Source organism: Robinsoniella sp. RHS, assembly GCF_001029355.1.
GTDB classification, from domain to species: domain Bacteria; phylum Bacillota; class Clostridia; order Lachnospirales; family Lachnospiraceae; genus Robinsoniella; species Robinsoniella peoriensis.
The window spans coordinates 1-2,880 of the sequence record NZ_JNGB01000232.1 but is presented as its reverse complement, the minus strand read 5'-3'; the positions used below and the strand labels follow the sequence as shown (position 1 = coordinate 2,880).

Here is a 2,880-nt window from a genome sequence, read left to right as displayed (position 1 = left end):
TAGCTAATCAGACGCGGGTCCATCTCATACCACCGGAGTTTTTCACACTGTGCCATGCAGCACTGTGCGCTTATGCGGTATTAGCAGACATTTCTGTCTGTTATCCCCCTGTATGAGGCAGGTCACCCACGCGTTACTCACCCGTCCGCCGCTCAGTCATTAAAACTTCTTTCCGAAGAAATCGGTTTTAATGCTTCGCTCGACTTGCATGTGTTAAGCACGCCGCCAGCGTTCATCCTGAGCCAGGATCAAACTCTCAAATAAAGTTTTGATCTTAGTTCAAAAATCAACTACTAGCTAATTTTATCCCTTTATTACTGTTTTAAGGTTGTATCATTTCTGATACGGTTCTTAATTTTGAAATCTCTTTTAATAGAATCTTTCAAGGTTGTTTCACTGTTCAATTATCAAGGTTCTGCTTGCTTTTCTTTGTTGTTGTACTCTTTAGCGCAACTTCTATATCCTATCACACCGCCAAGTCTTTGTCAACAACTTTTTTTAAAAGTTTTTTATGTATCTCGTCGCCGTTCTCACAGCAACTTTTATATGATAGCATTTTATAAATCATTTGTCAACACTTTTTTTGAGTTTTTTCAACTTTATTCGAGTCGATTTCTCGTGTTACATTCGTGTCGGATTTTGTTCTTTGCTGTCTGTTTGAGACAACTTTGTTATGATACCACCTGGAAACCGATCTGTCAACACTTATTTTGTAATTTTTTTATATTTTTTGCACAATTGATTCAATTTATTAATTCTACTGTATTCTACTGTTTTTTTCTCCCCTATCCATTGCATCCTGTCAATTGTACCTCTTTTCACAACATATTTTATTCTGTTATGAAATCAACTGTTAATTTTCAACCATATTGTAATAACCGGCTGCATACTGAATTACGTCTATTTTTTTAAGATTTGGGATAAATTATTATATTTACTTTCCTTCCTACGCTCTCTATACTGTAGTTAATATCAATGCTAAATGCCAATATATAATGGTAAATATACAAAATATCAAGCAATAGGAAAAAACAGAACTGGTACGGTAAAAGTACTTAAAACAGTAGATGTAGATTTCGTCTACAATTTTTAATTCTTAGAAAGATAATCTTTTTTGCCTTTCAAATACTATTTGTAGTATTTGGGAGGTTATTTTTTGTTCTAAAATTATTGAATAAAAGTATGGTACCCTGCTTGTCTATACGAAAAGTTCCCGTAGTGGGTAATCATTTATTGCTAATATTAGCATTTTGATGACATGCTTTTTACATTTCAGTACATATCACATCAAAAACACCAAAAATTATTTTATAATGTACTCTTAAATTTATATGAAAAGGGAGAAAATGATATGTGGAAGAAAAAAGAAAGAAAAAGATTTTTAAAGTCAATTATATGTATAACTATAGCAACATTGGTATTTGTTTCAGATATCCCTAATTTAGGACTTATACTAAACGTTATGGCTAACCCAAATCCAGATCAGTTAATGACTTTGAAAGAAACAGAAGAAACGGAAATTAAGCAAAAAGATACTGAAACAGAATCAGAGGAGTCAAGTATCATTACGGAACCAAATAGCGGATCTGATCTAAAAGCAGAAACGGAAAGTGAACAATTTGAGAGCTCGGAAACAAATGTAGAAGAAGACACAGATTTGTTTCAAACAGAAGGTCAAAAAAAGGATAATGGTGATAACCGGCAGTCTGATTATGTCAACAAGACTATTCCTAAAGATATTGTTTACGATGAGATTATAGAAGGAGATACTGTTCTTAGTGGAGGAGAATATTATAAGAAAAAAATATTATATAAAGGAAATGTGTATATTGATAACCGTATTAATTTTAGTTATAGTACAATTAGGGTAACTGGAAATATAGTTTTTCAATCCGGGGCATTGGAGTCAAATGAATCCACTATTTATGTAGATGGTGATTTCCGTATCCAATCTGAGGATGAGAGAGGCGAATATGGTAGCACACAAGCACATTTGCATGCAAACTCGGGTACTCATATTGTAGTGGGAGGAGACTTTTATACCCAAAGTACGAATAATTCGAATGAAATTGACCGGTATCGATCAGTACTGGAACTGCATGGGAACTTTAACCAAGTCGACGAAAGTTATTTCAAGAACTATGGAAAACTGGTATTTGCAGGGGAAAAAGACCAGCATATTTCAATGCCTTTGCTTAATTATCCATCTAAAATATCATTTTTAGGACGCATAGAGGTATCTAATAAGGAAGGAAAAATTTATGCTGATACCATATTGTGGGATATTGAATTGATACAAGATACGGTAATAGGCGGGGAAGAGGTGAGCCTTACAGGTAATACCAATGGTTACAATTTAAAAATTGATAATAATTACTTAGAAAATGGACTAATACTGAACAAAGGATCTGTACTGCATATAGGTGGGGATTATCGGCTCCAGAAAAAGTCAGTGGATGGTGGATATGAAGAGACTGGGTGTGTGCTTGGTGCTGAAGAGGGGGCACGCATTATTGTTAAGGGTGACTTTTACACACAGAGTGCTTCTAAATATAATAGTTTAAAGCCAGGAGCTATTTTAGAATTATATGGTGATTTTTATCAATTGGGTCCTACTGTGTTATATGGAATTTACGGATTTAACGATGTCGCTCATTTTGGAACAGTAATTTTTGCTGGTAATGAAACGCAACAAATTACAATGGAATCCAATCAAGCAAATTTGTTAAATATTATTCAAAATGAATCGTGTCCAAGCCTGGCGCTAAATTGTACAGGTGGTATGGTTGAATTTGCTAGTGATGTTAAGATAGAAAATGATGCTAAAATATATGAAATTGGCATCGGTCACGTATTAGATCTACAAGGAGATGCCAGTAT

The 2,880-nt window shown here is 34.1% G+C and carries 1 protein-coding gene and 1 rRNA gene; one reads left to right on the top strand and one right to left on the bottom strand.

Annotation, left to right across the window (positions count from 1 at the left end; genetic code table 11):
* Window positions 1-264: ribosomal RNA gene (locus RHS_RS29060) — 16S ribosomal RNA — on the bottom strand; the annotation flags it as partial.
* Window positions 265-1,351: 1,087 nt separating this feature from the next.
* Here RHS_RS29060 and RHS_RS29055 point away from each other — a divergent pair.
* Window positions 1,352-2,880: hypothetical protein (locus tag RHS_RS29055; RefSeq protein WP_047835175.1), on the top strand; the 1,529-nt coding region annotated here is incomplete at its 3' end.